The following is a 20,678-nucleotide window of genomic DNA, read 5'->3' on the forward strand; positions in this document are numbered from 1 at the left end:
ACCATCGGCTGCTGATGCTGGCGCCCACCCGTCGCGCCGCCAGCGAGACCTTCATCCGCGCCAACCTGGAGGGTTTGCCCTTCCAGGTCACGGCCGGTTTCGGGGACGAATGTCCCCTGGGTCGTCCCCTTGCTCTGGCCTATGGCCTGGCGATTGTGCTCAGCAAGCTTCTCACCCGCTTGCATCTGTTGCGTCTCGCGGGGATGCCCGCTGCTCTCGTGACTTGGCTGCTGATTCGCTGGAAGCGCCCTGAAGCGGTGCTGGTGGACTTCGGGTTTGAGGCGGTGCGGGTGATGGAGGCCTGCGCCTGGACCGGCGTTCCACTGGTGGTGCATTTCCGCGGATCGGACGCATCAGCCCGAGGCCGCCTTGGTTTGCTGAGGGGCCGCTACCGGCGGCTGCTGGCGATCGCCGCTGGGGTGGTGGTGAAATCACGGCCGATGGCCGAAACGCTCCTGGCCCTGGGTGCTCGCCCGGAGCGGCTGTTGATCAGTCCCTCGGGAGCTAATGCCCGGCTGTTCCATGGCAGCCATCCGGCCGAGATGCCACCGGTGTTGCTGGCGGTGGGGCGCTTCGTAGCGAAGAAGGGGCCTTTGCACACAATTCGTGCCTTTGCGCTGGTGTGTGAGGCCCTGGGGGCTGCAATGCCGACCTTGGCGCTCTGGATGGTGGGCGAGGGTCCGTTGCTGAGCGAGGCTCGCGCCCTGGTGAGGTCGTTGGACCTAGAGGGGCGAGTGCATTTCCTCGGCGTCCGCGGGCAGGACGAGGTGGCGCAGCTGATGCGGCAGGTGCGGGGCTTTGTGCAGCACTCCCTTGTGGCGCCTGACGGCGATAGCGAGGGCAATCCAGTGGCAGTGATGGAGGCGCAGCTCAGTGGGCTGCCGGTGGTGGCCACGCGCCATGCCGGCATTCCTGAGGTAGTGCTCGATGGCGAGAGCGGCCTGTTGGTGGACGAGGGGGATGAGCAGGCGATGGCCGAGGCGATCACGCGCCTGGTCGTCGATCCAGCCCTGGCGGCACGTCTGGGAGACTGCGGTCGGCGCCGCATCCAGGAGGGGTTCACGATCGACCACCACCTCCGCCAGCTCTCCGACCTGCTGTTGCAGGTGATGACGGAGGTTGAGCCATGAGCCGCAGACTTCTGCTGATCCGCGGCCTCGGCCATAGCGGCACCACGATTCTCGACTTGGCCCTCGGGGCCCATCCCCAGGTGGTGGGTCTGGGGGAAGCCGTCAGGATCCTGGCGACACCGGGTGCTGGTGAGGAGAAGCGCGGGCCTGCTCAGCTGCGCGGTGATCTGCGTTTTCAGCGCCGCTGCACCTGCGGAGCGCTTGCCGCCGACTGTGCGGTCTGGGGGCCGCTGCTTGCTTGGCTTCCCGCCCATGAAGCTCAGCCCTTGGCCGACAAGATGCAGCATCTGATGACCTCCTTGGAGGCAGCCACTGAGGCAGCGCCCACCTGGGTCGTGGATTCCTACCAGGGGGATTTCGTCTTGCCCTTTGATCAGGATGACGAGCTCGAGATTCGCATCCTGCATCTCACCCGCGACGTGCGTTCGTGGGTCCATTCCCGTTCCCGGGATGGGCGTCAGCGGGGCCAGTGGCTTCCTTGTCTGAAACCGTTGCTGCGCTGGTGCCGGATCAATGCTCGCCATGAGCGCTGGTTGCGCCGCTGTGGCAAGCCTGTGTTCCGGCTGGGTTATGAGGAGCTGGCCCTGCAGCCGGAGCCAAGCCTGCGCCGCCTTTGCGCCTGGCTGGAGATCCCATTCGATCAGCGGATGCTGGCACCCGCTAGCCATAGCAGCAGCCACGTGCTCGCTGGCAATCGGGTGCGTTTTGATCCGGAGCGCAGCGCTTCGATCCATTACGACGGCGCCTGGATGGCAGCCCCTGCAGGTTTGGCCCAGCTGGCCCTGGCCCTGCCTTGGGTGGCGGCCCTCAACCGCCGGCTTGTTTATTCCGCCACGGAGGATCCAGCGGGAGCCGACTTGCCAGCACCTCGGTAGCGGAAGATGCGTCCGCTGCCGGCTGGCTTAGCGCGATACACCTGGTCATAGCGATCGAGTTCCGCACCGAGGGAATCGAGATTCCCTCGGTCGATGCTGATCAGGACATCACCAGGTTTGGGGGTGTAGGTCTCCCCAGGGCGGATGCCATCGACCGTGGTGTAGGTACCTGTCTCGGGATCGAGAAAGATGAGGCGATCCACCTTGAAGCGATCCAGGTGACGTTTTCGTCGAAACCAGGATTTGGTGAAAATCAGATTCACCTCCTCCCCCCGACGTTTCGCTTTCGCTGTGAGGTCTTCGATTTTGTTGAAGGTTTTCAGCCAGGAGTGCTGTTTCGCTTTGATCGCACTGACCCGTTCGACGAAGCCATCCCCCCGCTGATGTTCAACGCCGAGCAGGCCAGCGCTGGCGGTCACGGCCACCAGGACCAGGGCTGCAGGTGAGGAGAGGCGTTGGCTGAGTGCGGGAGCGATCCAGGCACACCAGGCGAAGCTCAGATCGAGCACCGTCACCAGCTGCACCGGCAGGCTCATGTAGCTGCTGCCCTCGTAGCCAACGGCTGCGTAGAGCGCTGCCATGTAAATGACGGCCGCAGCATTGAGCCCATCGAGCAGGTTCGCCCCGCAGCGCCGACTGCTGATCAGGGCGATGCGTAGGCCGATGAAGGCGAACAGGATCCAGCAGCGCAGATCCCCGAGGAACCGGAAACCGTCATCGGAGCCATAGGCCTGCTTGCCGTGATAAAGGCTGGGTAGATAGCTCAGGTAGGTGTAAGCCAGGGCAAACACCACCAACAGGCTGATCAGCCAGAGCTCGAGGTTGTAGCTGCTCAGCCAGTCGCGCAGTCGTTGGCGGCTCAGCTGGCCGCCTGGAAAGGCCGGGTAGCGGTAGCGCGCCAGTCGTCCAGCCGCCCCAGCCACCAGGGTGAAGCCGGCGGGGGTGATGAACAACAGCACGCCGATGTCCTTGAAGAACAGCCCCACCAGGGCGAACAGCAGGCTGAAGCACCAGGCCTGGCGATGGCCTGATTCTTGGTAGCGGCAATAGAAGAAAGCGAAGGCCACGAAGCAGAGCATGAGCATCCGCTCGGCATAGATCAGTTGGAAGAATCCGAAGCCCGTGGCGGGTGCGACCAACAACAGCAGGCTGACAACCAATAGGAGATGACGGGGGCCTGACGGGGCAGCAGCCCGCGCACGATGCGAGTGGCCAGCACCACGATCGTGAACAGTTCAGCGGCACTCACCAGCATCCACACCTTCACGTAGGGGGTGAACCAGCTGAGAACGTGCAGGTCCTGATGGGCGAGCGGGAAGAAGCGGTAGTCATTGCGGCGCATGGTCTCCGCGATGAATTCGTGGCGGACCGAAAAGTTGTCGAGCAGGTGGTGATCAAGGATTCCGTCGTACCAGGCCACCAGTTCCGGGTAGAGCCAGCTGGTGCCGTTCACCATCGCCACCGTGTAGCCGATCCAGAGGATCAGCACCAAGGGATGCTCACGCGAGAACGTCAACAGCCGCTGTCCCCACATCCCCCGTTTGGGGGATGCCGACCGCTCAGCTCCCGGCTGATCGTGAGCGCGCAGTCCTACCCAGAGCAGCACCAGCACGGTGATGGCTAGGAGGGCCAGAGCGATGTCGTGGGAGGTGCGGTTGTAAAGGTAGAGAAGCTTCTCGCCAGCTTCACTGCGGGGAGAGGGCAGCCAGTCTTTGGCTTTCTGAAGCCATAGCCAGCTGCTGAAGGCACCCATCCCCAGAGCAGCGGCCAGGACCGTCAGCGGCACCCAGGGTTGGATGCGCCGTGAGATCGACTGCAGGGGCATGAAGGCTCAGCGGTGGCGGAAGATTCGCCCAGCACGTGTTGACGCGCTGTGGCGGTAGATCTCCGCGAAGGCCTCGCCATCCTGCCCGAGGTCGCTGCGTTCACGTTTGTCGATCGTCAGTAGAAAATCCCCCGCCTGGGGGATGTAAGGCTCTCCCTGGTCGATGCCCTCCACCACGGTGTAGGTCTTGCGCTGGCGGTGGTACTCGATCAGACGATCCACCGCCAGTGGCTTGAGGCTGTGTCGATTGAAATAGGAGCGCATGAAAATCACGTTCACAGGCTCCCCCTTCTCCCGGCTTTCGCGGCTGAGTGTTGCCATGGCATCGAAGGTTTCGCGCCATCGGAGCTGGGTGGTCTTGATCGTGTGAACGCGTTTGCTGAAGCTGTCGGAGCCACGCTGCTCGAGGCCAATCACCAGGAGGCTGGCGGCCAGCCCCAGGCTGGTGACCGCTGCTGAACCTGGGCGGCCTCTGAGCTGGGGAACCAGCCAGTGGCACCAGATGAAGCCGAGATCCATCACCGTGACCAGCTGCACCGGCAGGGTCCAGAAGCTGGCGTAGGGGTAGCCGACGCTGGCCCAGAGGGCCGCGGCATAGGCGATGGCTGCCAGGTTGAGCCCATCCAGCAGGTCCGTGCGCCGCTGCTTGCGCAGCAGCGGCAGCAGGCGCAGGCCGTTGAAGCTCACCAGGGTGATGAGGCGCCAGTCGGTGTCCAGGCTCCAGCGACCGCCAGCGGCGTTGCTCCGGGAGGGTGAACCAGCTCAGCAGGGCTGGTGTCACGAACAGCAGCAGGGCGATGTCTTTCACAAACACCCCCAACAGGGCGAAGGCCAGGGCGATCACAGCCAGCCCAACCAGATCAGCCAGCAGCCACTGTTTGCCGGCTTCGCTGCCGGCGGTGGGGATCAAAGCGTGCTGACGGCCGGCTGGTCGCCGACGGCGGCACGGATCGCCACCACCTGGGCTAGCAGTGCTTCCAGGCGATGGAGAGGAACCATGTTCGGGCCATCGCTCAGGCCCTTGTCGGGGTCAGGGTGCACCTCCATGAACAGGCCATCCACGCCAACCGCCGCTGCGGCCCTCGCCAGAGGCGCCACGAATTCCCGTTGGCCGCCGCTGCTGCTGCCTCGTCCGCCCGGTTGTTGGACGGAATGGGTGGCATCAAAGATCACCGGGCAGCCGAGGGCCTGCATCTGAGGAAGGCTGCGGTAGTCCACCACCAGGGTGTTGTAACCAAAGCTGCTGCCCCGTTCGGTCAGCCAGAGGCGACCGCTGGCGGGATCGAGCCCGGCCTCGGCCATCTTGTTGACGACCTGGGCCATGTCCCAGGGGGCGAGGAACTGTCCCTTCTTGACGTTCACCACCTTGTCGCTTTCTGCCACAGCCGCGGCTGCGGCGAGGAGCAAATCGGTCTGACGGCAGAGGAAGGCGGGGATCTGAAGCACATCCACCACCTCGGCCACGGCCGCGGCCTGGCTGGATTCATGGATGTCGGTGAGCACCGGCAGGCCGAATTGCTGCTTCACCTCCGCCAGGATCGCCAGACCCCCCTCCACGCCGGGGCCGCGGAAGGAGTGGCCGGAGCTGCGATTCGCCTTGTCGAAGCTGGCCTTGAAGATGTAACGGATGCCCAGGCGCTCGCAGATGCTTTGCACCTGACTGGCAACCTCCAGCACGAGTTCGCGGCTTTCGATCACGCAGGGGCCGGCGATCAGGGTCAGGGGTGCGGTCACGGCCAGTGGCTGAGCTGCCCCGATCATCGGACAGGGCCGCCGTAACCTGCGCGCGACGGCAGAGGTTTGCGGTGGCAGTGACTCCGATCCCAATCTTCATCGGTTATGACCCGCGCGAGCGGGCTGCCACCAATGTGCTGCTTGACAGCCTTTATCAACACAGCACCACTCCCTTAGCGATGACTCCCCTGGTCACGCCTCAACTCGAGACCCAGGGGTTGTATCGGCGGGAACGAGACCCGAAGCAGAGCACTGCGTTTTCCTTTACCCGGTTTCTGGTGCCCCACCTGATGGGTTACGAGGGCTGGGCACTGTTCATGGACTGCGACATGCTCTGTCGCGCCGATATCAAGGCTCTGTGGGACCAGCGTGATGACCGCTACGGGGTGATGTGCGTGCAGCATGAGCATGTGCCTGGAGAAACGGTGAAGTTCCTCGGGGAGGTGCAGAGCGCTTACCCCAAGAAGAACTGGAGTTCACTGATGCTGCTCAACTGCAACCGCTGCACCAGATTGACGGTCGATTATGTGAACACGGCCACGGGCCTGGAGCTTCACCGCTTCCACTGGTTGGACGGTGACCATGAAATCGGCGCCCTCGATGCCGGTTGGAACCATCTCGTGGACGTGCAGGCGGCACCGACGGCTGCGGCGTCTGCTGGTGGCCCGGGGCTGCTGCACTGGACCCTTGGTGGACCTTGGTTCCGAGACCAGCGCACCATGGGTGGACCACTGGCGGCGGAGTGGTTTGGCGCCCGGGATGACGCCATGAAGCTCTGGGACTGACGGCGATGGCCATGGCACGTTCAGTGGTGGCGGTTCCAGCCCGCCTGGCTTCTTCGCGGTTGCCCGACAAGGTGCTGGCAGACATCGGAGGTAAGCCGATGATTCAGCGGGTTTTGGAGCAGTGCGCCAAGGCAGCCGGGCCGGCCACCGTGGTGCTCTGCACCGATAGTGAACGGCTTCAGGGTCTGGCCGAGGCCTGGGGCTTTCCTGTCTTGATGACATCAGAAGCGTGCAGTTCCGGCAGCGAGCGGATTGCTTCTGTCGCTGATCAGTTGGTCGCCCTGGCTTGGGATGAGCAGCCTGACGGCTGGGATGCCACCACCCGTGACCAGCGGCTGTCATCCACGGCGGTGATCAATGTGCAGGGGGATCAGCCGTTCCTGGATCCGGCCGTGGTGACCGCCATGGTGGCGGAATTCTCCCGTCGGGATCCGGTCCCTGCGGTGGTGACGCCGGTGTATCGACTGCAGCCGGACACGATCCACAACCCCGCTGTGGTGAAGACCCTTCTGGCCCATGACGGCCGTGCTCTTTATTTCTCCCGCTCGGCCATCCCCCATGTGAGGGATGTGGATCCTGCCGACTGGCATCGGCACTCCCCCTATTGGGGCCATGTGGGCATGTATGGCTTCCGCGGCGATGTGCTCGCTGGCTGGGACCAGTTGCCTGCTTCACCCCTGGAGGATTTGGAGCGGCTGGAGCAGTTGCGTCTGCTCGAAGCGGGGCACACGATCGCCACCTTCCGCGTGGAGGGCACGTCTCTGTCAGTCGATACGGCAGAGCAGTTGGAGGAAGCCAGGCGGATGGCAGGGGGGGCCTAGGTCTGACACCAGCGGCTGGCGGTCGGCCAGAGCTGCTCCAGGTTCGCGTTTGGCAGCACCCTGCGGACCGTCCTCAGATCTTCCGCGAGCTGCTCCCCCAGTTGAGCCAGGAGCTGCTCAGGGATTGGGTTGGCAGTGGCGCTCACATTCACCTTCTCGCTCCAGGCTGGTTCCAGATACGGGATCTCCAAAAAGCGGCACAGATTGGCGTAGCTGGTGGGGGTGAACAGGGTTTCGAACAGGCCGATGAAACACTCCTCCAGTCCAAAGGTCTGCTGGAGTGCTTCTAGGGTCTGGGCGTAATTGCTGCGCAGCCCGCGGCCTTTATTGATGCGTCGGCGCAGGGCGGCCTGCTCCGACTCGGCATCGCGCTGGCCCAGTTTGCGCAGCTTCATGCGTTGGCTGGAGATGATCCGTTCGATCGGATCGCGCATCAGGAAGACGGGGCGCACGGGAACCCCCCGCTGCTGAAAACCGCGCTTGATTTCCCCTAGGGCGTCGGCGCTCAGCAGGGCGTAGGAGGGGGTGATGTCGCCGGTGAGGCAGACCTTCCGACCAGGCCGGTGGGGGCGCCTCAGCAGCCAGGTGAAGTAGTCGTAATAGAGGCCAGGGCTGCGGATGAAGCACTGGCGGAGCCAGGTGCGTGGCTGCACCCAGCTGCGGGGCCGTCGCAGCTCCATGGGAACCTGCCGAAAGCGGGCCAGTTCCGGCACTGTTCGGGCGTCATGAACGTGATACTCCTTCAAGACGCCGAAATCGGCATCCTTGCGGTTGTGCAGCTGCTGATGCAGCCAGGTAGTGCCCGCCTTCTGGGCACCCACTCCGAGCAGAAACACTCCTGGACCGTCTGGAGAGCCAGTCTTAGTCATTGCGATCCCTCCAGCCTTGGCGGCGCAGGGTCTGCCAGTCGCCCCGGGCCTGCAGGATCCGTTCCGCCAGCTCGCGCACGGCGCCATGGCCGCCACGCCGGCGAAGTACAGCGTCGGCCTGGCGGCGCAGGGGGCGGCAGGCATCGGCTGGGGCCAGCAGAAGTCGCACCTGGGCGCGCACGGCCAGATCGTTCAGGTCATCCCCCACAAAGGCTGTGCTCGCAGGGCTCACCTGCAAGTGCCGCTGCAGGGCCTCCAGGGCCACGGGCTTGTCCTTGATTCCCACCAGGCAATGCTCAATGCCCAGCTGCCGCGCCCGCACCTCGGTGGCACCTCCGCGGCCGCCACTGAGAAAGGCCAGTTGAAGTCCGGACTGCTGGAGCAGGCGAAGGCCGAGCCCATCGCGCACATCGAAGCGCTTCTGCAGGACACCCTCAGGATCAAACCAGAGGCCGCCGTCGGTGAGGACCCCATCCACATCCAGCACCAAGAGTTTCAGCGCCGCCAGGCTGGAGCGCTGGCGCTGCCATTGCCATTCGCGCAGGACTGCTCGCATCAGTTCATCCTCAGGCCAGGCCGGCCTGGACCAGGTCATGGAGCCGCAGCAGCCCTTGCAACTGGCCGCTGGTGTTGATCACCGGCAACACAGAAATCGGCTTGCGTTGGTTGTGCTCCATGGTCTGGATCGCTTCCACCGCCAGTCGTTCGGCGCTCACCGTGATCGGATCGACGGTCATGAGGTCGGCGGCCGTCAGGCTGGCCCAGCTCTCACTGCCGTGGTCGCGCAGGGCGCGCCGCAGGTCACCGTCGGTGATGAGCCCGATCAGCCTGCCGGCCTGAGCGGGGTCCTCCACCCAGCCGCTGCCGATTGCGCCTTGGGTTAGGCGACCAATCACCTCCGGCAATGGGGTCCCTGGTTGCAGGGGTGGCAGCTGGGCTGCGGGCACCATCAGGTCGGCCACGGTCATCGTGAGCTGTTTGCCCAGGGATCCGGCCGGGTGATTGAGGGCGAAATCAGCCGGCGAGATCCCGCGCCGCTCCATCCAAACCGCGGCGAGGGCATCGCCGATCGCCATCGCCACCGCCGTGCTGGCCGTGGGGGCGAGGTTGAGGGGGCAGACCTCCCGATCCACCGAGGCTTCCAGCACTACATCGCTTCCCTGCGCCAGGGGCGACGCGGCACGGCCCACCAGCGCGATTCGGGCGGTTCCGCGCCGCTTTAGGTGGGGCAGAACTTCCAGCAGTTCGCTGGTTTCGCCGCTGTTGGAGAGCAGCAGGCACACGTCATCGGGAGCCACGACGCCTAGATCGCCATGGAGGGCATCGAGGGGGTTGAGGTAGAGCGCCATCAGCCCGATCGAGGAGAAGGTGGCCGCGATCTTGCGCGCCACGATGCCGCTCTTGCCGACGCCAGTGATCACCAACTTGGCCTTGCGGTCGGCGCAGCGCTCGAGCAGGGCCAGGGCTCCTTCCACCTGGTCGCTGCTCAGCCGTTCAGCGGCCGCGGCGATCGCGGCCGCCTCTTCTTGCAGGCAGCGGGTGAGTGCGGACACGCGAGCGGCCTCCAATTGAGCGCATTCTCAACCATGCCGGGTCTGTCAGGCTGGAGGGCCTTCTGAGGTTGCCGGGGGTGCTGAGCCAGATCAGAACGTTTGTTGGCTCCCCCTGGCTGGATGCCCTGCTGCCCCTGTCGCTGCTGGGTCTGGCGCTGGAACGCAGCGAGGATCCTGCTGGCATGGTCTGGCTGCTGGCCCTTTGGTGTGGCCTCAAGTTTGCGTCCCGGCTCCCTGCTCAGCCGGCTTATGGGGTGTTGATCGGTGTGCTGATGGTCAGCCTCAGCGCCGTGCTGCATCCCCTGAGCCTGTCGTCACCAGCGGATCTGATCTTGGTGCTGCTGGCGTTCGCCGCAGGTCTGCAGCAGTCCGGCAGCCAATGGCGCATCGCCCTCTGGATGCTGCTCTGCGGCGTGCTGGTGTCGTTGCCCTTCATTGCCTGGGATCGCAGCAACGGCAATCTGGCTCTGATTCCCTTGGAGGCGCTTCGGGAGGGACTACCGGAACAAGCCGTGCGGATTCAGAAGATCACCATCAATCGCTCGGGTTATCTCTTCGGTCTGTTCAGCCTGATCGGCTATGGCTTAGCCCGTAAGGAGTCTTGTCCACGGCTGGCCTGGCTCGCCGCTGCTGGTGGTGCTCTGGCTTACCTGCTCGCCTTCGCCACTGGATCACGCGCTGCGGCAGCCTTTCCGCTTGTGGCGGTGTTGCTCTGCGAGCTCTGCTGGCGCCATCGGCTGTGGGTCGCGCGCCGGTCAGGTTGGCTGGCCAGCATGGTCCTGGTGCTGGCCTTGGCCTTCAATCTGCTGCTCTACGTCCCGTTGAGTCCACTGGCCAATCGCAATCCGAGCGATGCCGGGCGAGCCAGCGTCGCTCAGTGTTTCGTTCGGGAGTCCTTGCGTTCTGGTGCCGACCTCTTCTCAGGCAGCGGCTTTGATCGCCGTTCGGATCGCTGTCTGGCGATCACGGCTGCGATTCCCGGTCGTGATCGGGGCATTCCCCATGCGCATAACGCCTTCCTCCAGGTTCTTGCCGATCAGGGGGCATTGACGCTGACCCTGCTGATCGTGGTGCTCTGGTGTTCTCTGCAGCGTCTACTGGCTGGCTTGGTTGGCGCCGATGGTGCGATCGCCTTCGTCGGTCTGGCTTGTTTGTCGTTCATGGTGAGTTCGTCTCTGGTGGAGTCGACCCTGATCAAGACCTCCCTGCAGCAGGTGGTCAGTGGTTATTTGCTTGCGATCGCCTGGAGGCGTTCGCCAGGGTCACCGCAAGGGGGATCTCAAGCGCCAGAGCTGGCGGCCTCGACGGACTCCCATACCATCGACCCATGAGCTTTCTGGCAGGCCTCAACGACGCCCAGCGCCGGGCGGTGGATCACCATGAGGGTCCGCTCTTGGTGGTGGCGGGGGCCGGTAGCGGCAAGACCCGGGCACTCACCCACAGAATTGCTCATCTGATTGGAGAGCACGGTGCCGATCCGGCCCAGATCCTGGCGGTGACCTTCACCAACAAGGCGGCCCGGGAGATGAAGGAGCGGCTGGAGCTGCTGCTGGCCCAGCGGTTGGCGCAGAGCCAGTTCGGCCAGCCCTGGAGCACCCTGCCAGCTGTCGAGCAGCGGCAGTTGCGCAGTCGCATTTATCGGGAGGTGACCAAGGAGCTGTGGATCGGCACCTTCCATGCTCTGTTCGCGCGCATGCTGCGCTTCGACATCGACAAGTTCAAGGATGCGGAGGGCCTGACCTGGACCAAGCAGTTCTCCATCTATGACGAGAACGATGCCCAGAGCCTGGTGAAGGAGATCGTCACCCAGGAATTGCAGCTGGATCCCAAGCGGTTTGATCCCAAGAAAACGCGATGGGCGATCAGCAATGCCAAAAACCAGGGTTGGCTGCCGGATGATCTGGAGGCCAATGCCGAGGGGCAGCGGGGCAAGCTCACCGCCGATGTCTATCGGCGCTACCGCAAAGCGCTGGCGGCGAACAATGCGCTCGATTTCGATGATCTGCTGTTGCTCCCGGTGCAGCTGCTCCAGCAGAACGAACAAGTGCGCGCCTACTGGCACCGGCGCTTCCGGCATGTGCTTGTGGATGAGTACCAAGACACCAATCGCACCCAATACGAACTGATCAAGCTGCTGGTGACCGATGGCCTCGATCCTCAGGTTTACGACAACTGGAGCGGTCGCTCGGTGTTTGTGGTGGGCGATGCCGACCAGAGCATCTACAGCTTCCGGGCCGCCGATTTCACGATCCTGATGGGTTTTCAGGACGACTTCGGCGACAAGGCCCCCGATGACAGCACCCGCACGATGGTGAAGCTGGAGGAGAACTACCGCTCGACGGCCACGATCTTGGAGGCGGCCAATGCCCTGATCGCTCACAACAGCGAGCGGATCGACAAGGTGCTGCGGCCCACTCGGGGCGAGGGTGAGCTGATTGCGCTCACCCGCTGCGATGACGAGATCGCGGAAGCGGAGGCGGTGGTGCATCGGCTGCGGATGATGGAAGCGGCCAATCCGGAGTTGAGCTGGCGCGACATGGCGGTGCTGTACCGCACCAATGCCCAGTCGCGGGCGATCGAGGAGTCGTTGGTGCGTTGGCGAATTCCCTATGTCGTGGTGGGCGGCCTGCGCTTCTACGACCGGAGGGAGATCAAGGATCTGCTCGCCTATCTGCGCCTGTTGATCAATCCAGCTGACACCGTCAGCCTGTTGCGGGTGGTGAACGTGCCCAAGCGGGGGATCGGCAAGACCACGATTCAACGGCTCACCGACGCGGCCAATCAGCTGGGGATTCCCCTCTGGGATGTGGTGAGTGACCCTGAGGCGGTGCGCTCCCTTGGGGGGCGTTCCGCCAAGGGGCTGCTCCAGTTCTGCGAGCTGATCCAGGGCCTCAAGGACCGGATCCATGACGCCGCTCCGTCGGAGCTGATCCAGACGGTGATGGAGACCAGTGGGTATGTGAGCGAGCTGATCGCCGAGGGCACCGACGAGGCGGAGGAGCGGCGACGCAACCTGCAGGAACTGGTGAATGCGGCGCTGCAGTATCAGGAGGAGAACGACGAAGGCGATCTGGAGGGCTTTCTTGCCTCTGCCGCCCTGGCCAGTGATGCCGACAGCAAGGACACCGCCGCCGATCGGGTGACCTTGATGACCCTCCACAGCAGTAAGGGTCTGGAGTTTCCGGTGGTGTGTCTGGTGGGTCTGGAGCAGGGCCTGTTCCCCAGCTATCGCTCGTTGGATGATCCGGCGTCGCTGGAAGAGGAGCGTCGCCTTTGCTATGTGGGCATCACCCGGGCGAAGGAGCGCTTATTTCTTTCCCATGCCAGTGAGCGTCGCCTCTGGGGTGGGATGCGTGAGCCGGCGGTGCCGAGCGTGTTTCTGTCTGAGTTGCCGGAAGCGCTGGTGCAGGGGGAGATTCCCCGTTCAGGCGGAGCGGCGTTGCGGCGAGAGCAGCGGCTCGACCGCCTCACCCGCGTGGATCGCGACGACTCCCGCAGGGTGGCGGCTGCGGGTTCCGCCGGTGCCCCTGCCAATGCGGTGCGCAGGCGCCAGGCCGGTCCGGCACCGGGCAAGAGCTGGAGTGTCGGCGACCGGGTGATGCACGCCAGCTTTGGGGAGGGAGAGATCACCCACACCTTTGGTAGCGGGGAGAAGGTGTCGATTGCGGTGAAATTTGCCGGGATGGGGCCCAAGATCCTCGATCCGCGCCTGGCGCCGATCGAGCCGGCCGGGAGCTGAAGCTGTGGAGCTCCCCGGCATTCCCCCAGGCTTGCTGGTCACTCTCCAGACCACGGCAGTTGCCAGTGGGATCTCACGTCTAGCCCTGGTGGGCGGAGCCGTGCGTGATGCCCTGCTGCACCACGAACACCTGGACCCCTGGCGGGGCCTGCCCGATCTCGACCTGGTGGTGGAGGGATCGGCGCCGGAACTGGCGATGGCCTTGAGGCGCCTGTGCGGTCATGAACGGGTGCCGGAGCTGCGGGCCCATGGGGCCTATGGCACCGTCGAGCTGGTGCTGGATGGGGTACTGCTTGATCTGGCCGGAGCGCGTCAGGAGCAGTACCCGGCCCCTGGCTTCAACCCTGTGGTGGAGCCCGGCCCCCTGGAGCGTGATCTGGAACGTCGCGACTTCACCGTGAATGCAATGGCCCTGGAGCTCCCCCTTCTGGAGGGGGGCGAGCCCCGCTTGTTGGATCCCCATGGTGGCCAGCAGCATCTCGCCCGTCGAAAGCTGATGTTTCTGCATGCGGGAAGCGTTGCCGATGACCCCACCCGGCTGATCCGGGCGGCCCGCTACGCCGCCCGGTTGGGGTTTGAACTGGCCCCTGAGGCTTTGGAACAGGTGGGCAGCACCCTGGCGGTCTGGCCCTGGGGGTGGCGACCGGGAGATCCGCCGAACCAGGCGCCGCCCGCGTTGGCCACCCGCTTGCGCATGGAGCTGGAGTTGTTGCTTGGGAAAGAGCCCTGGCCCGTCGCCCTCGAGCATCTGCAGCATTGGGGTTGCTTGGTGCTGCTCGATGACGCCCTGCAGGCGGACACTCGTTTGGTCCGACATTGTCATCAGGCCCAACGGCTTGGCGTGCCTTTGCTCACCGCTCTTGTGGCCGCAGCCTCCGACCCTGTCGCCCTCGCGGCGCGCCTGCAACTGCCCCAGCAGCAGCAGCGTGACCTTGAGGCGTTGGTGGCCATGCGCCACTGGTTGGCCCAGCAGGAGCGCCAGTCAGGGTTGGCTGGTTGGCGGGCAGCCGAATGGACGCAGGCGTTGGAGGCCCGCGCTGTTCGTCCCGATGTGGCGGCCCTGGCCGTTTGTGCCCTGCTCAGGGAGGGGGGGGCGACGGCCTGGCGGCCGCTGCTGCGCTGGTGGGGGCGCTGGCGTCATGTCAGTGCCCCGCTGTCGGCGCGCCAGCTGATCGCTCAGGGTTGGACGCCAGGGCCTGCCCTCGGGGCTGAACTGGACCGCCAGCGCCTGCAGGCGCTTCGGGCGCAGCAGCGATGAAAGGAGGCGCCGTGAGCCGCGTGCGCTGGCCTGCCGCTTGGGTGGCTCTCGTCTGTGCGGCGTTTGCCTTCAAAGCTCTGGCCTTGATCGACGCCATGACCCTCTGGAGTGATGAGCTCTACAGCGTCGGCAAGAGCTTCCAGCCGAGCTATTCCAGCCTGTTGGCCATGCTCCGGGAGGTCACCCATCCTCCGCTGTATTACTCCCTGCTCTGGTTCTGGGGGCGGTGGCTGGATCCGAGTGCCGTCAGCTTGAGGTTGCTTTCCTGGCTGGCCTATGGGCTTGGGGCTGTGCTGATCAGTCGTCAGGCCTGGGCCCTGGCAGCGCCAGCAGTGGCTCCACGGGCAGCCGCCCTCGCGGCGCTGTTGGCCTTCTGCAGCCCTTACCCCGTGCGCTTCTCGATCGAGGGCAAGAGCTACGCCTTCCTGGTGCTGCTCGTGGTGCTGGCCCTGATGGCCCGGCGACGCTGTCTTCAGAGCGGTCGCTCGCCCATCGGCTTGGCTGCCTATGGCCTTGCTCCCTATGCGCTAGCGGTGGCCGCGGCTGCCCTCACCCATTTCTATGGGCTGTTTCTGTTCGCTGCTGCGGCCCTCTGGGATGGCTGCCGCCGTCGCTGGGCGCTGGCCAGCGTTGCCCTGATGGGCCTGTTGCCGGCCTTGGCCTGGATTGGTTACGCCTCGGCCTATCTGTTCAGCTCCCGATCGGCGAGTTGGATCGGTCGCCCGGATCTTGCATTGCTGGAAGACACCCTCGCGCGGGCGCTGGGCCCTTGGCCCCTGCCCAAGCTCGCCTTGTTGTTGCTGCTGCTGTGGGCCCTGGGCCGCTGGGGAATGGAGCGAACCGCCGTTGAGGCGGATCAAACGCTGCGCATCAAAGGGCCGCGTTTGCTGGATGCCAGCGGTCTCGGGCTTTCCGGGCTGATGGTGCTTGGGGTGGTGCTGCTCTCGTTCGTCAAGCCATTCGCCTTCAGTCGTTACTTCGTGGTGCTGCTGCCGGCCCTGGTGCCCTGGTTGAGCGTGCGGGCTGCTTGTCTCCCCTTGAATGGGCGTGGACGTGCCCTGGCTCTGGTTGGGCTCGCACTGATGCTCGGCCTCTGGTGGCAGCAAGCCTTCGCTGCGCTTGATTCGGAGGGCGGCAGTCGGGAGGCGGATCAATTCCGGGCGATTAGTCAGCTCACCGCCGACCAGCCTGAGCGCTACAGCCCCCGCCCGCGGCTGCTCAACCTCAGCGATCGCATGGAGTTGGCTGCCGGCAGGATTCAGCGGCCCGTTTCTAGCTGGGGAGACGATGATGCGCTCCGCACCCGCCTCCACCGTGATCCGTTGCCTGAACAGATCTGGCTGGCGGCCACTGGCCCCGATGCTGTGGTGCGTCGCCGATTGAAACCCCTGGGCCGAGAGCTGGAGGCAGCTGGATTCCGCTGCAGCACCCTCACATCCGCTCCTCGCTTCAGCCAGGTGATGCAGTGCCGATCTGCTGCCAGTCCGTCTGGGGATCCCTGAGCAACGCTTCAGCCAGGGCAGGCCCCACGGCAAGCAGAAGCGGGCCGCAAGTTTGTGGATCGACCAGTAGCTCGAGCAGGGCCCGATGTTTGCTGCTCCCTGTAGGGATCGCACCCAGATTCAGCGCTACGGCAGCGGGCTGTGCCCCTGTCCCATCCAGAAGCGACCAGGCCCGTCGGTTGGCGGGAGCGAGGCTGCTGCTGTGGCCGGCCTCCAGCAGGGCAAAAGCACCAGGTAGAGCTGGGATCGCAGCTCCATCGAGCTGGAGCTGCAAGCGGTGATCATCTGAAGAGGGAGGGCCGAGCATTTCACCGAGATGGCCCAGGAGGCCGAACCCGGTGATGTCCGTGGCGGCATGGAGCTCGCCGGGGTGGGAGCGCTCGAAGCGGCGCAGCCTCTCCACCATGGTGTGCTGGCTGTTGGTCATCTGGGCCAGGGCGGAATCAAGATCCTCGGGGCGGGTGGCTCCAGCCATCGACGCCGCGAACAGCACACCAGTGCCGAGCGCCCGGCTCAGCAGCAGCACATCCCCGGCCTGCAGGCCCCGTTTGGGCCAGGGCCGCGGGGTCGGTGCACTGTTCACCGTCAGCACCACCTGCACCCCCAGGCTTGGGGAGCCATCTGTGGGTGCAGAATCCCGCGCCTCGAGCGTGTGACCGCCGATCAGGGCGGCTCCCTGCTCCTCGAGGGCAGCGCGCAGACCCGCGAGGGTTTGGCTGAGGAGCCATTGCTGCACCCCAGCATCCGCCCGGGGCAGGGTGATCACCGCCTGGGCGCTCTGCACAGTGGCTCCACAGGCCCAGAGGTCGGAGCTGGCATGCAAGGCGGTGAGGCGACCGTTGAGCCAGGGGTCACTCACCAGGGCGGGGAAGCCATCCACGCTCTGCAAGATGCCGCTTCCTTCGCCGGCTGGGTCAGCTGTTAGCTGGGCGGCATCCTCTGGAGCGCTGCCAAGGTGAGCGAGTCCAGCTGCACTCAGGGCAGTCTCCAGGGGGGCGGCGGGCAGCTTGGCGGCGCAGCCTCGGCACAACATGGCGTCCCCGCCTTCAGAGCGGGTCCGCATGCTCCCCTGGAGCTGGAAGCGTTCCATGAAGCGCCTGTCGATGCGTTGTTTCCAGCGCCAGAGCAGCGGGTGGGGGCCCACCAGCCAGCGACCCCAGAGGGCCCAGGCCGTGGGCTGTCCGTTCCGATCAGCGCCTCCCAGCAGCTGCAGGGCCCGGCGTTGGGGACGCCAGCGCTGCAGCGGTTTCCCTTGGCTGCTTGCTTCCAGGTTGCGGGCGAGGGGGCCAGCGGCCCGCACCGCCCAGACGCCGGATGGGGGACGTGGGGAGCTGCGGATCACGGCGCAATCACCGCTGGCGAAGACAAAGGGATGGCCGATCACCTGCAGGGAGGAGTCCGTTTGCACACGCCCCTGGGCATCCACCGGCAGGCCAGCTCGCTCCAACCAGCTGGGCGCGCGGCTTCCGGTGCAGCGCAAGCCGGGTCCATCGCTGCTGAGGTTGGAGCCGACCAGCCGATCGATCTGCGCCACCTCCAGGGCCCGTCGCAGGTTGGGGTGGGGGTGATCGGAACGGGCGATGAGCTGCAGGGGGCGTTGCGGCCAGCGTTGTCGCAAGGCGAGCGCCACCTCGACGCCGGCCAGGCCGGCCCCAAGGATCCGGAAGGGCCCCTCCTTTTTTGACCGCTTGGCATCCTGCGTCTGCAGATAGGCCAGGGCAGGTTCCAACGGTTTGATGGCCTGCTGGCTCTCATTCGACTCCCGGCTGATCGCGCCCACGTCCAGGCTCAGTTGATCAAAGGCCAGTGCCGGTCGATCCGCGAGCTGAAGCCGGCGTCGCCTGAGATCAAGCCCGGTGATCTCGGCCACCACCAGGATGACCCCGGCCTGGTCGGCCAGTTGGCGCAGATCGATCGCCACCTCGTCACGGCTGTAGCGGCCTGCGATCAGCCCGGGCACCATCCCGGAATAGAGGGCGGTGCTGTGGCGGTTGACCAGGGTGATCAGTCCGCGGGGCCGCTGTTGGGGCTGCATGGCCCAGCGGCGCAGCACCAGGGCATGGCTGTGGCCGCCACCGGCCAGCAGCAGGTGGCCGCTCATGGGGCCTCAGCGTCGAGGTCGTATCCCTCGGGGTTGCCCTGCTGCCAGATCCAGCCGTCGCGGCAGATGTCTGCGAGGCTGCGTTGGGTGCGCCAGCCGAGCCGCTGCCAGGCCGCCGTGGGATCTGCAACGGTCACGGCTGCATCACCAGGCCGTCGTTCAGTGATCTCGAAGGCAATCGTTCGGCCGGAGGCTTCCTCAAAGGCGCGGATGACGTCAAGCACCGAGGCCCCCTGGCCGCTGCCCAGGTTGAGGGTGAGGACCTGGGGTGACTCAGAGACAAGCGTCTCTAGAGCGGCGCGATGGCCCTCGGCCAGGTCCATGACATGGATGTAATCGCGGATGCAAGTCCCATCGGGGGTTGGCCAGTCGCCACCGAACACCGAGAGTTTCGGGCGACGCTTAACCGCCACCTGGCAGAGATAGGGAAAGAGATTGTTGGGAATCCCGTTGGGTGCTTCGCCGATGCGTCCGGAGGGGTGGGCGCCCACCGGATTGAAGTAACGCAGACATGCGATTCGCCAGCGGTCGGGAGCTGCGGCGCTCAAGTCATGCAACATCCTCTCCACAGCAGCCTTGGTGTGGCCGTAGGGATTGATCGGTTGCACCGGAGCTGATTCCGGAATCGGCACCTGGCTGGGATACCCATAAAGGGTGGCGCTGCTGCTGAACACCAGGGTGTGACATCCATGACTCTCCATGGCCGCCAGCAGCGCCCGGGTCCCATTCACATTCACATCCCAATAGCGCAGAGGGTCTTGCACCGACTCCCCCACCGCTTTGAGGCCAGCGAAATGAATCACCCCTGTCAGGGGCTCACCCTTGGCAGAGGCCGTTGCAAACAGCTGGTTGAGAGCGCAACCGTTCCGAATGTCGCCTTCAATCAGCTGCAGCCGGCCGCTCCCGCTGCCATTCCGGATCTGCACGCCCGCCAGTTCGGCCACCCTTTGCAAGGCTTCCGGCGCGCTGTTGCTGAAGTCATCCAGCACCGTGAGGTCGTGACCGGCATCCAGCAGCACCACACAGGTGTGACTGCCGATAAATCCGGCACCTCCGGTGATCAGAAGACGGGCCATGTGCAGACCCTATGGCAGGGACAGGGTCTTGTCCCGCCCTCCGCCGGGCAGACTGGACCACTGCCATAGGAATTGCGTGAGTCAGCTGCAGAGCCTGCGCGGCATGGTCGACCTGCTGCCGGAGCAGACCCGCCGCTGGCAGGCGGTGGAAGCCGTCGCTCGGGACCACTTCCGTCGTGCTGGTATCGAAGAGATCCGCACCCCTCTGCTTGAGGTCACCGAATTGTTTGCCCGTGGCATTGGTGAAGAGACCGATGTGGTGGGTAAGGAGATGTATTCCTTCCTCGATCGCGGTGAGCGTTCCTGCACCTTGCGGCCGGAGGGAACAGCCTCCGCAGTGCGGGCGGCGGTGCAGCACGGTCTGCTGAGCCAGGGCGCCCAGAAGCTTTGGTACGCCGGGCCGATGTTCCGCTATGAGCGTCCCCAGGCAGGGCGGCAACGCCAGTTTCACCAGATCGGCGTGGAGTGCCTAGGGGTGAGCAGTGCCCGCAGTGACGTGGAGGTGATCGCTTTGGCCTGGGATCTGCTCGCCGCCCTTGGCGTGCAGGGCCTGGAGCTGGAGATCAACAGCCTTGGCACCCCTGAGGATCGTCTGCGCTACCGCAACCAGCTGGTGGCGTGGCTGGAGGCGCGGGTGGATCAGCTCGACTCTGATTCACAAGAACGGCTGGCGACCAACCCCCTGCGCATCCTCGACAGTAAAAACAAAGCCACTCAGGCTCTTTTGGTCGATGCTCCCACCCTGCTCGAGGCCCTCAGCCCGGAGAGTGCGTCGCGGTTCGAGCAGGTGCAAGAGCTGCTCAGCCAGCTGGGGATCCCGTTTCAGGTCAACACTCGGCTGGTCCGTGGCCTCGACTACTACGGCCATACCGCCTTCGAGATCACCAGCGATCAGCTTGGTGCCCAGGCCACCGTCTGCGGGGGCGGCCGCTACGACGGCCTGGTGGAGCAGCTGGGCGGCCCGGCAACCCCCGCGATCGGTTGGGCCCTTGGGATGGAGCGGCTGCTGCTGGTGCTTGAGGCTGCGGCCCAAGCGGATCCTGAGGGCCCTGCTGCTCGGCTCACGGCCCCGACGCCTCCCACGGTGTATCTGGTGAACCGCGGTGAGGCGGCGGAGTCCGCTGCCCTGGGCGTGGCCCGCAGCCTGCGTCAGCTTGGCCTGTCCGTTGAGCTCGATGGCTCCGGTGCCGCCTTCGGAAAGCAGTTCAAACGAGCCGACCGCAGTGGTGCGGCCTGGGCCGTGGTGATCGGCGATGAAGAAGCGGCCGCCGGTGTGCTCCGTCTCAAGCCCTTGCTTCGGGAGGGTGAGGAGCAACGCTTGGCCTTGAACGCACCGTCTGAGCTGGCTGAAGCTCTACGCCAAGCCGAACAGCGATAACCTGCCCCGATCTTCTGCGCGTAGATACCCGT

At 65.2% G+C, this 20,678-nt stretch carries 18 protein-coding genes; 9 read left to right on the forward strand and 9 right to left on the reverse strand.

Translation table 11 applies throughout. From position 1 onward, the window contains the following. Positions 1-14: 14 nt before the first annotated feature. A complete protein-coding gene (locus H0O21_RS05085; protein WP_185190887.1) occupies positions 15-1,130 on the forward strand; it encodes a glycosyltransferase in 1,116 nt (371 codons plus the stop codon). Beyond that, positions 1,127-2,005 (forward strand): sulfotransferase, encoded by an 879-nt coding sequence (locus H0O21_RS05090; RefSeq protein ID WP_185190630.1) that lies wholly within the window; start codon positions 1,127-1,129, stop codon positions 2,003-2,005. The genes H0O21_RS05085 and H0O21_RS05090 overlap by 4 nt, the downstream gene beginning before the upstream one ends. On the opposite strand, the gene H0O21_RS13370 is transcribed toward H0O21_RS05090, so the two are convergent. The 4 genes from H0O21_RS13370 to kdsA all read right to left on the reverse strand — a co-directional run bounded on the left by H0O21_RS13370 (position 1,954) and on the right by kdsA (position 5,591). Further along, a complete protein-coding gene (locus H0O21_RS13370) occupies positions 1,954-3,147 on the reverse strand; it encodes a hypothetical protein (protein ID WP_255441147.1) in 1,194 nt (397 codons plus the stop codon). The two genes, H0O21_RS05090 and H0O21_RS13370, sit on opposite strands and share 52 nt — an antisense overlap. Beyond that, positions 3,105-3,830 (reverse strand): hypothetical protein, encoded by a 726-nt coding sequence (locus H0O21_RS13375; RefSeq protein WP_255441148.1) that lies wholly within the window; start codon positions 3,828-3,830, stop codon positions 3,105-3,107. The genes H0O21_RS13370 and H0O21_RS13375 overlap by 43 nt, the downstream gene beginning before the upstream one ends. A gap of 6 nt (positions 3,831-3,836) precedes the next feature. Beyond that, complete coding sequence (locus H0O21_RS05100; RefSeq protein ID WP_185190631.1) at positions 3,837-4,517, reverse strand: hypothetical protein; 681 nt, start codon at positions 4,515-4,517, stop codon at positions 3,837-3,839. 219 nt (positions 4,518-4,736) lie between these two features. After that, positions 4,737-5,591 (reverse strand): 3-deoxy-8-phosphooctulonate synthase, encoded by an 855-nt coding sequence (gene kdsA / locus H0O21_RS05105; RefSeq protein WP_131592735.1) that lies wholly within the window; start codon positions 5,589-5,591, stop codon positions 4,737-4,739. Positions 5,592-5,635: 44 nt separating this feature from the next. Between kdsA and H0O21_RS05110 the strand changes: the two genes are divergently transcribed. Beyond that, positions 5,636-6,349 carry a hypothetical protein gene (locus H0O21_RS05110; RefSeq protein ID WP_185190632.1) on the forward strand — a complete coding sequence of 238 codons (714 nt, stop codon included), beginning with the start codon at positions 5,636-5,638 and terminating at the stop codon, positions 6,347-6,349. A gap of 5 nt (positions 6,350-6,354) precedes the next feature. Beyond that, a complete protein-coding gene (locus tag H0O21_RS05115) occupies positions 6,355-7,170 on the forward strand; it encodes a manno-octulosonate cytidylyltransferase (RefSeq protein WP_185190633.1) in 816 nt (271 codons plus the stop codon). On the opposite strand, the gene H0O21_RS05120 is transcribed toward H0O21_RS05115, so the two are convergent. From H0O21_RS05120 to H0O21_RS05130, 3 genes are read right to left on the reverse strand one after another with little or no spacing between them, the layout of a single operon-like run. After that, positions 7,167-8,039, reverse strand: coding sequence for a sulfotransferase family protein (locus tag H0O21_RS05120; RefSeq protein WP_185190634.1), 873 nt, complete (start codon positions 8,037-8,039; stop codon positions 7,167-7,169). The two genes, H0O21_RS05115 and H0O21_RS05120, sit on opposite strands and share 4 nt — an antisense overlap. Beyond that, the gene (locus H0O21_RS05125) at positions 8,032-8,595 is read right to left on the reverse strand and encodes an HAD family hydrolase (protein WP_185190888.1); all 564 of its coding nucleotides are present in this window, start codon (positions 8,593-8,595) and stop codon (positions 8,032-8,034) included. The genes H0O21_RS05120 and H0O21_RS05125 overlap by 8 nt, the downstream gene beginning before the upstream one ends. Positions 8,596-8,605: 10 nt before the next feature. After that, positions 8,606-9,592: an SIS domain-containing protein gene (locus H0O21_RS05130; RefSeq protein WP_185190635.1), complete on the reverse strand. Its 987-nt coding sequence runs from the start codon at positions 9,590-9,592 to the stop codon at positions 8,606-8,608. On the opposite strand from H0O21_RS05130, the gene H0O21_RS05135 reads away from it, so the two are divergent. From H0O21_RS05135 to H0O21_RS05150, 4 genes are read left to right on the forward strand one after another with little or no spacing between them, the layout of a single operon-like run. Further along, positions 9,583-10,923 (forward strand): O-antigen ligase family protein, encoded by a 1,341-nt coding sequence (locus H0O21_RS05135; RefSeq protein WP_255441149.1) that lies wholly within the window; start codon positions 9,583-9,585, stop codon positions 10,921-10,923. The genes H0O21_RS05130 and H0O21_RS05135 overlap by 10 nt on opposite strands. Then, positions 10,920-13,331 carry a UvrD-helicase domain-containing protein gene (locus tag H0O21_RS05140; RefSeq protein ID WP_185190636.1) on the forward strand — a complete coding sequence of 804 codons (2,412 nt, stop codon included), beginning with the start codon at positions 10,920-10,922 and terminating at the stop codon, positions 13,329-13,331. The genes H0O21_RS05135 and H0O21_RS05140 overlap by 4 nt, the downstream gene beginning before the upstream one ends. A 4-nt stretch (positions 13,332-13,335) precedes the next feature. Then, on the forward strand, positions 13,336-14,589 hold the full coding sequence (locus H0O21_RS05145) for a CCA tRNA nucleotidyltransferase (protein ID WP_185190637.1): 1,254 nt from the start codon (positions 13,336-13,338) through the stop codon (positions 14,587-14,589). Further along, positions 14,586-16,091: a hypothetical protein gene (locus H0O21_RS05150; protein WP_185190638.1), complete on the forward strand. Its 1,506-nt coding sequence runs from the start codon at positions 14,586-14,588 to the stop codon at positions 16,089-16,091. The genes H0O21_RS05145 and H0O21_RS05150 overlap by 4 nt, the downstream gene beginning before the upstream one ends. Here the strand turns inward: H0O21_RS05150 and selD are convergent. Together selD and galE are read right to left on the reverse strand one after the other, a co-directional pair. After that, complete coding sequence (gene selD, locus H0O21_RS05155) at positions 16,039-18,192, reverse strand: selenide, water dikinase SelD (protein WP_185190639.1); 2,154 nt, start codon at positions 18,190-18,192, stop codon at positions 16,039-16,041. The genes H0O21_RS05150 and selD overlap by 53 nt on opposite strands. Continuing rightward, positions 18,189-19,268, reverse strand: coding sequence for a UDP-glucose 4-epimerase GalE (gene galE, locus H0O21_RS05160; RefSeq protein ID WP_185190640.1), 1,080 nt, complete (start codon positions 19,266-19,268; stop codon positions 18,189-18,191). Before galE ends, selD begins: the two co-directional genes overlap by 4 nt. Positions 19,269-19,344: 76 nt before the next feature. Here galE and hisS point away from each other — a divergent pair, with 76 nt between their 5' ends. Continuing rightward, positions 19,345-20,646: a histidine--tRNA ligase gene (gene hisS, locus H0O21_RS05165; protein WP_185190641.1), complete on the forward strand. Its 1,302-nt coding sequence runs from the start codon at positions 19,345-19,347 to the stop codon at positions 20,644-20,646. Positions 20,647-20,678: the final 32 nt, after the last annotated feature.

Source organism: Synechococcus sp. HK01-R, assembly GCF_014217855.1.
Lineage (GTDB): Bacteria > Cyanobacteriota > Cyanobacteriia > PCC-6307 > Cyanobiaceae > Synechococcus_C.

Coding starts and splice junctions, on each gene's coding strand:
- H0O21_RS05085 (WP_185190887.1), top strand. CDS start 15: ATGCTGGCGCCCACCCGTCGCGCCGCCAGCGAGACCTTCATCCGCGCC.
- H0O21_RS05090 (WP_185190630.1), top strand. CDS start 1,127: ATGAGCCGCAGACTTCTGCTGATCCGCGGCCTCGGCCATAGCGGCACC.
- H0O21_RS13375 (WP_255441148.1), bottom strand. CDS start 3,830: ATGCCCCTGCAGTCGATCTCACGGCGCATCCAACCCTGGGTGCCGCTG.
- kdsA (WP_131592735.1), bottom strand. CDS start 5,591: ATGATCGGGGCAGCTCAGCCACTGGCCGTGACCGCACCCCTGACCCTG.
- H0O21_RS05115 (WP_185190633.1), top strand. CDS start 6,355: ATGGCCATGGCACGTTCAGTGGTGGCGGTTCCAGCCCGCCTGGCTTCT.
- H0O21_RS05120 (WP_185190634.1), bottom strand. CDS start 8,039: ATGACTAAGACTGGCTCTCCAGACGGTCCAGGAGTGTTTCTGCTCGGA.
- H0O21_RS05125 (WP_185190888.1), bottom strand. CDS start 8,595: ATGCGAGCAGTCCTGCGCGAATGGCAATGGCAGCGCCAGCGCTCCAGC.
- H0O21_RS05140 (WP_185190636.1), top strand. CDS start 10,920: ATGAGCTTTCTGGCAGGCCTCAACGACGCCCAGCGCCGGGCGGTGGAT.
- H0O21_RS05150 (WP_185190638.1), top strand. CDS start 14,586: ATGAAAGGAGGCGCCGTGAGCCGCGTGCGCTGGCCTGCCGCTTGGGTG.
- selD (WP_185190639.1), bottom strand. CDS start 18,192: ATGAGCGGCCACCTGCTGCTGGCCGGTGGCGGCCACAGCCATGCCCTG.
- galE (WP_185190640.1), bottom strand. CDS start 19,268: ATGGCCCGTCTTCTGATCACCGGAGGTGCCGGATTTATCGGCAGTCAC.